Origin of the sequence: Deinococcus sp., assembly GCF_025362455.1 — a bacterium.
In the GTDB taxonomy this organism is placed as follows: Bacteria; Deinococcota; Deinococci; order Deinococcales; family Deinococcaceae; genus Deinococcus.
Map to the genome: position 1 here is coordinate 1 of NZ_JANYGJ010000018.1, position 6,671 is coordinate 6,671.

Here is a 6,671-nt window from a genome sequence, read left to right on the forward strand (position 1 = left end):
GCAGCAGCAGGGCGGGCAACGTCTCGGCCACGCCCGCCAGGTACTGATAACCGGGACTCAGGGCCATGAAACGCCACAACAGTCCCATCGGGCTCGAATCGCCGTAGGTGACGTTCATCTGCCCCGGCGCGAGCAGTCCGAACTGGGCGAAGTTGAATTTGGCGCTGCCGTAAGCGAGCAGCCAGATCACCAGGGCGGCCCGCAGGCCAATCGAGAGCGCCGACAGGGCACGAGGTGACGGCCCAGGTTTCCACCGCTGACTGACGGTCCACAGCGTCGCCAGCAGCAGTGATAGCAGTGTCCCCAGCAGCAGCAGCAGCCAGTCCTGCGCCGTATCGCCGCTGCCGCTCAGCCCGGTGGGGAGCAGCGCCGCGCCCGACCAGACCCGGCTGAACCAGTGCGCCACCGCGAAGCGCCAGTCTGACGGCACCGGCAACAGCGTCTGTCCAATGAGCAGAAAATACAGCCCCAGATACACCGTGCCGAAGTTCAGCAGCCAGCGGCGCCACAGCGGCCAGGCCAGCGGTGCCAGGGGAGGTGCAGCTTCCGACTCAGGGCGCGACATGCGGTGATGCTACAGCGGGTCAGGCCGCCTGGCAGCCTTTACCAGATGCGCAGCCGCAACGGAGCGGACCTGGAACAGAACAAGTAGAAAACCCCGCCCTGAGACGAGGTTTACCTCTGGTGGGTCGTGTGGGACTTGAACCTACAACCCGCTGATTAAGAGTCAGCTGCTCTACCAATTGAGCTAACGACCCGTCAGCGAAGGGGAGTATAGGCACTCGCCCCGGAGCTGTCAAGCCTGGCGCACACGCTCCACGCCGTCCTCGCTGGCGAGCCACCGGGCCGCCTGATCGTGCGCCTCACGCGGCAGGGCCGCCACCAGCCGGGCCTGAGTCGACACCCCCACCCGCCGCGCCGCCCAGCCCGCCAGCAGCCGGTCGTAAAAGCCGCCGCCGTAGCCCAATCTCACGCCCGCTCGGTCAAAGGCCAGGCCCGGCAGCAGCACCGTATCCACGCGGGCCGGGTCCACCTCCGGGGTGCCCAGGGGCGGCTCCAGGGCACCGAAGCGGCTGAGTTCGGTGGCGCTGTCCCAGGCGTGCAGGCTCAGGCGCGGCGCACTGGACTGGCCTGGGCTGAAATGAGCACGCGGCGTCAGCAGGGTCAGTGCTGACAGGGCAAAATGCGGCGCCAGCGACGAGACATCCACCTCGCCGGGCAGGGCGCGGTACGCCAGCACGACCTGCGCCCCCTGGGTACGCAGGAACTCCAGCAGGTAGGCGCTGATGAGCGCCGAATCCTGAGCGGTGGCGGGCGGCAGGGTCCGCGCCCAGCGCCGCCACTGCGTTTTGCTGGCTGCCAATGGGGGCGCAGACGATGAAGGCGCAGACAATGGGGGCGCAGACAATGAAGGCTCAGGCACCCGCCCAGGCTAGCAGCCAAGCATTAGAGCAGGACGGAGAATGGAGGCGCGGGGAAAACAGCCTCCCCGCGCCTCCATTCTGCGTCCTGCTCAGTCAAAACTACTCGCTCCGCTCGGTCATAAAAAGGGTCTTTTTATGACATCTGCTCTAGAGTGTGCGGCATGGACCGTGCCTGGCTGGAACGCCGCAACGGGCTGTGGCAAACGCTCCGGCGTCACAGTCCGGGCGAGCCGGGCGCCGAAGAGGCGGTGTTCAGGGCCGCACTGGAGCAACTCGAAACCCACATCGGCTGGAGCCGGGAGCGCGTGCTGGCCGGGCTGGGGCTGGCCGGGCTGGGGCTGCCTGAGCTGTACCCGTTGGACTGGAATGAACCAGACGCCTGAATTCAGCGCCCGGTTTCGGCGGTGATGGTGCGGGGTGCGAGCTTCAGGCTGATGTCGGGAATGGCTTTGCCGTCGCGCACCACGCTGAGCTTGATGGTCACGCCGACCTGTTTGGAGCGCACGGCACTGAGCAGCTCGGTGAAATTGAGAATGCGCAGGCCGTTGATGGCGGTAATCACGTCGCCGCTGGCCTGGGTGGGCACACCGTTGGGGTCGTTGTCGATGAACTTGAGGGGCCGCAGACCGGCCAGGTCCGCCGGGCTGCCCCTGGTCACCTCGGTGAATACCGCGCCGGAGAGCTTGCCCAGGCCGAGCTGAGCGAACAGCGTTTCCGGCAGGGCGGGGCCACCGCTCAGACCCATAATCGGCGCGTCGCGCTTGAGGCCGCCGCGCAGCTCCGTCAGCAGCGGGCTGCTTTTGGTGACCGGCACGGCATACGAGGCGTCGGTGGCGATACCGAACGGCGTGCGGCGGGCGCTGATGTAGCTGATGACGCCCATCACCTCGCCCTGGGCGTTCAGGATCGGGCCACCCGAATCGCCGGGAATCAGCGGGGCGTTGAGCTGCAAGGTGCCTGAAGGAAAGCTGGCCAGGTCCGCCGCCACGTTCAGCGCCAGCAACCTGCCGGACTTGGATACCAGAAAGTCGCCGTTGCCGTTGCCGATGGCCAGCGCACTCTGGCCCACCTTGGGCGCCTCGGAGGCCAGTGGCAGGGCCGCCAGGGTCCGCCCGGACGGCACGTTGATTTTCAGCAGCGCCACATCGTGGCCGTCGTCGTAGCCGATGACCGTGATGGGATAGCGGGTTTTATTGAGGGTCACCGCTTCGAGCTTGCGGGCGCCGAAAATCACGTGGTAGGCGGTCAGCGCCAGGGTGCCGCTGGCGTCCGACTGAATCACGAAACCGGTGCCCAGGCCGTCGGGCTCCTCACAACTACCGGTCAGCGGGCACTGCTCGATGCGCAGGCTGCCGGGGCGGGTCTTGCTGAAGATGCTATTGAGACTTCTCTGCTCGGCGGCGCTCAGGGGTTTGGGCGCGGCGGCAGCGGCGGTATTAGGGGCGCCCTGGGCACTGGCCTGAGCGGCCACCACGGCGAGGCCGAGGGATAGAATCACGACGCCGAGGGGGACCGGACGGCCAGGCAATTTGAGCGACATGCTCTACTCTGCGCCCTGAGCCGTCAAAGTTCAGGAACACCTCTGACAGTTATACAAGCTGGGCACATCTCCGGCAGCCTGTGGACCTGGGTGCGGGTACGCCGCAGCAGACCGGCGGCACTCACCCGGCTGCCTGCGCCGTCAGGGCGCCAGAGCATGCCGCACAGGACCCCAGCGCAGACACCAGCGCAGACACCGGCACAGACACCAGCCTGACGGTCAGCCTTCCGGGGATCACCGGCGGCGCTGAGGTTAACGGCGCCGAGGTTAACATTGCGCACTGAGATTGGGAGCACCGTGCGGGTGTACTCAGAAATGCGGGATACTGACATATGAGCGACTAAACATGGGCGGCGGGTCTCCGGGCCAGTCGGGTATCCGGGCCAGTACAGAAGCGCTGACCGAAGCACTGCAACGCGGTCTTCCCGCCGACGCAGGACCGGTGGCGATTGAGCGGGCATTGACAAAGTTGGAACCAGAGTACCTGCGGGCGGTGGCGCAGCAATTAATCGACGCCGCTGAGGGCAAAAAAAAAGACATCCAGACTGGCAGGTGAAGTCGCGGCGGATGCGCGGTGTCCGCGCTCGGTGGGGCCTGTTGCCGGTGCCGATTATTCAGCGCCAGCATCGACAGACTGGCGAATACCGAACCTGCGGCCTGGACCCTGAAATGGATCAGAGTGGCTGGCTCCCCGAAGCACTCGATTTCCTGCTCGATATGGGCACACAACTACCGCCAGGTGTGGCGCAACCGTTGTGTCACAAAGCGGGATTTCAGGTCAGCCGCGCCGAACTCGACCGCTTGCTGAGCACCTAGAGCAGATGTCATAAAAAGGGTCTTTTTATGACCGAGCGGAGCGAGTAGTTTTGACTGAGCAGCACGGTTCGTCAGCAGCGCCACACCAAACTCTGTGACCGGGCCTTCGAGCCGCTGGCGGCGCCTTGTGGGACGCCGAAACGAGTGATGGTCGTTCAGCAGGGTGGCTGCTACGTCCTGGAACAGCCTGACCAGGGACACTATGTGGGCACCGAAGTCAAAGCGGCGGTCGTCTATCCTGAGCAGGCCCCCACGCGGCGGGTCATGCACGCCGACGTGCGTCCCATTACTGAGTTTCAACCGGCCTGTGCGGGGCTGCTGCGTGAAGCGGGTGTCCGAACATCGGACACCCTGGTGGGTCTGGGAGATGGTGCGACCTGGGTGGCCCTCACCCTTCGACTCATCGGGGCACACGTCGTACTGGACGTCTTCCGTGCCGTGAGCTATCTCGATGTCGTCATGGAGCAGCTCGGTTGGGTCAGGCCAGACCGGGGGGGCCAATAAAAGTGTCATCGGTCACCGCATAAAGCGTGCTGGACAACACTGGTCTAGATCTGGTGCGGCGGGTATGGCGGCTCTGCGTGCTCGCGCCGCCTCCGTCTCTCGACCCCTGCCGTCTACGGCGCTCCGCCACCGGGCCTTTCCCGCTCCGCATTTCTGAGTTACACCCTTGCATCACGGTCTACAGTGCGTCAGCGCCAGCGCTCCGGCAGATCGTAGACGTGCCAGAGCGCCTGCACGCGCCGGACCACTTCGGGCGTCATGGTGATCTTGGGCGGCCAGGGGCGCACGAAGCCCTCTTCAGGCAGCTTGGGCGTACCGTCCCAGGTCAGTAGACCATTCTGAACGTGTACATCGCGCTCCGGGTCGATGTTGCCGAGGATGGTCCACCACACGTCACTGCTGTCGTGTACGTCGGTCTGGGCGTCCACGATCAGCAGGTGGCGCACGCCCGCCGCCGCCGGATGGGCCGCAAAGGCCGCCGCCAGCTCGCTGCCCTGATGGGGCCGGGTCTTGTCGAGCGAGACATGCCAGTAGCCCTCCGGGGTCTGCACCTGGTTATGCACCCCTTCAAAAGTCGGCAGCTCAGTGGTGGGACGGGGAACGAACACGCTCTCCCTTGCCGCTTCATCAGACTGGCCAGCACGGGAACTCAGATCGGAGCCCAACTCTTCGGGCAGCTTGCGGGTGGCGTCCACGATCAGTTTGCCGCCGAAGCTCCAGCCCCGGCTGGAATGGTCGAGGGCGTCGGTGGGGCCGCGTGTCACCAGACTGTCGCGGCCCGGCACGGCGTTCAGGGCCATGCGCTGCCAGACGGCCTCCATGTCGTTAACGGTTAAATCGTCATCGACCACGACAATCACTTTGGCGAACATCATCTGACCCAGACCGAACAGGCCGTTGGCGACCTTGTACGCCTGACCGGGATAGGTCTTCTTGATGGCGACGACGACCAGGTTGTGCGCCACGCCCGCCGGGGGCATGTGGTAATCGGTGATTTCCGGCAGCAACAGTTGGGCGGCAGGCAAAAACAGGCGCTCGCTGGCTTCGATCAGGTAGGCGTCCTCCATCGGCGGGCGGCCCACGATGGTCGCCGGATACACCGCGCCGCGCCGCATGGTGATGGCCGTGACGTGAAATTTCGGATACAGGTCCGGCAGCGTATAGAAGCCGGTGTGGTCGCCGAACGGCCCCTCCATCACCCAGTCCTCGGTGGGGTCCACGTAGCCTTCGAGCACGAACTCGGCGTTGGCGGGCACGTCCAGATCGACGGTGACGCCCTTGGTGACCGGATACCGCTGACCGCGCAGGTAGCCCGCCAGGGCGAACTCATCTAAGCCAGGCAGCGGCGGCAGGGGCGCGGTGGCGGCGTAGATCAGCGCCGGGTCGCCGCCCAGGGCGACGGCGACTTCCAGGCGCTGGCCGAGCTTCTTGGCTTTCTCCAGATGCCTGGTGCCGGTCTTGTGGCGCTGCCAGTGCATGCCGGTGACGTTCTTGCCCATCACCTGCATCCGGTACATGCCCATATTGCGCTCGCCGGTTTCAGGGTCTTTGGTGATGACCAGCGGCAGCGTCACATACGGCCCACCGTCCAGCGGCCAGCATTTCAGGACGGGCAGCTTGTCCAGGTCCACCTCATCGCCGCGCCAGACGACTTCCTGAACTGGCCCGGTTTTGACCCGGCGCGGAATCAGGTGGGCCGCGTCGCGCAGCTTGGGGAGGTTGGAGAGCATGCCTTTCACACCGCCCTGGCCTTTGAGGTCAATCAGGGCACGGACCCGCCGGGCCAGCTCGTCTAGGTCGGGGACGCCCAGCGCCAGGGCGGTGCGCTCGCGGGTGCCCATCAGGCCGATCACCAGCGGAAAGGGGCTGACGCTGCCGTCGTCCTGCACGACCTGTTCAAATAAGACGGCGGGGCCGCCCTGCTTGACGATGCGGTCGGCGATTTCGGTGATTTCGAGGTCGCGGCGCACCGGCACGCTGACCCGCAGGAGTTCGCCGCGTGCTTCGAGAAGCGCCATAAAGGACCGCAGATCGGGGAAGGCCATGCAGGCAGTGTACGGAAGCCTGGCTGGGTGTTTGTCCTGACCTTTAGAGACGCGTCAGCGACCAGTCAGCCGGGCGACCCACTTACATTCCTTGAGTGCTGTTGTGTTAGATTTAGCCATGACGAATCCTTACGTAGAACTGTTCGAGGGACTGCGGGCCGAGTACGGTGAGCAGCTCAAGGCCATGCCGCTGCCCGACGGCCTGCCGGAGCACCTGCGCGACCTGATGGCACGCGGGGACGACGAGGCCATTCTGTTTATGCTCAAACTGGCCTGGCAGCTCGGCGCCCAGGTCGGCTACGGCGCCGGTCAGCAGCAGAATGGAGCGGCGCAGCCGAAGAA

At 65.5% G+C, this 6,671-nt stretch carries 8 protein-coding genes and 1 tRNA gene; 4 read left to right on the top strand and 5 right to left on the bottom strand.

The window, feature by feature from the left end:
• From Q0R23_RS01290 to Q0R23_RS01300, 3 genes are all read right to left on the bottom strand, one after another.
• Positions 1-565: hypothetical protein (locus Q0R23_RS01290; RefSeq protein WP_293909521.1), on the bottom strand; the 565-nt coding region annotated here is incomplete at its 3' end.
• 117 nt (positions 566-682) lie between these two features.
• Positions 683-758, bottom strand: a tRNA-Lys gene (locus tag Q0R23_RS01295).
• A gap of 38 nt (positions 759-796) precedes the next feature.
• Positions 797-1,363: a 5-formyltetrahydrofolate cyclo-ligase gene (locus tag Q0R23_RS01300; RefSeq protein WP_293909523.1), complete on the bottom strand. Its 567-nt coding sequence runs from the start codon at positions 1,361-1,363 to the stop codon at positions 797-799.
• 222 nt (positions 1,364-1,585) lie between these two features.
• Here Q0R23_RS01300 and Q0R23_RS01305 point away from each other — a divergent pair, with 222 nt between their 5' ends.
• Complete coding sequence (locus Q0R23_RS01305; RefSeq protein ID WP_293909525.1) at positions 1,586-1,807, top strand: hypothetical protein; 222 nt, start codon at positions 1,586-1,588, stop codon at positions 1,805-1,807.
• 2 nt (positions 1,808-1,809) lie between these two features.
• Here the strand turns inward: Q0R23_RS01305 and Q0R23_RS01310 are convergent, their stop codons facing one another.
• Positions 1,810-2,922 carry a S1C family serine protease gene (locus Q0R23_RS01310; RefSeq protein WP_293909528.1) on the bottom strand — a complete coding sequence of 371 codons (1,113 nt, stop codon included), beginning with the start codon at positions 2,920-2,922 and terminating at the stop codon, positions 1,810-1,812.
• Positions 2,923-3,310: 388 nt separating this feature from the next.
• Between Q0R23_RS01310 and Q0R23_RS01315 the strand changes: the two genes are divergently transcribed.
• Both Q0R23_RS01315 and Q0R23_RS01320 read left to right on the top strand, forming a co-directional pair.
• A complete protein-coding gene (locus Q0R23_RS01315) occupies positions 3,311-3,520 on the top strand; it encodes a hypothetical protein (RefSeq protein WP_293909531.1) in 210 nt (69 codons plus the stop codon).
• On the top strand, positions 3,517-3,780 hold the full coding sequence (locus tag Q0R23_RS01320) for a hypothetical protein (protein WP_293909533.1): 264 nt from the start codon (positions 3,517-3,519) through the stop codon (positions 3,778-3,780). Before Q0R23_RS01315 ends, Q0R23_RS01320 begins: the two co-directional genes overlap by 4 nt.
• A gap of 692 nt (positions 3,781-4,472) precedes the next feature.
• On the opposite strand, the gene Q0R23_RS01325 is transcribed toward Q0R23_RS01320, so the two are convergent.
• The gene (locus tag Q0R23_RS01325) at positions 4,473-6,329 is read right to left on the bottom strand and encodes a menaquinone biosynthesis decarboxylase (RefSeq protein WP_293909536.1); all 1,857 of its coding nucleotides are present in this window, start codon (positions 6,327-6,329) and stop codon (positions 4,473-4,475) included.
• Between the two features lie 118 nt (positions 6,330-6,447).
• Between Q0R23_RS01325 and Q0R23_RS01330 the strand changes: the two genes are divergently transcribed.
• Positions 6,448-6,671: DdrH (locus tag Q0R23_RS01330; protein ID WP_293909539.1), on the top strand; the 224-nt coding region annotated here is incomplete at its 3' end.

Bases quoted from the DNA above. Each gene is read 5' to 3' on its own strand.
- Q0R23_RS01315 (WP_293909531.1), top strand. From the start codon at position 3,311: ATGGGCGGCGGGTCTCCGGGCCAGTCGGGTATCCGGGCCAGTACAGAA.
- Q0R23_RS01305 (WP_293909525.1), top strand. From the start codon at position 1,586: ATGGACCGTGCCTGGCTGGAACGCCGCAACGGGCTGTGGCAAACGCTC.
- Q0R23_RS01325 (WP_293909536.1), bottom strand. From the start codon at position 6,329: ATGGCCTTCCCCGATCTGCGGTCCTTTATGGCGCTTCTCGAAGCACGC.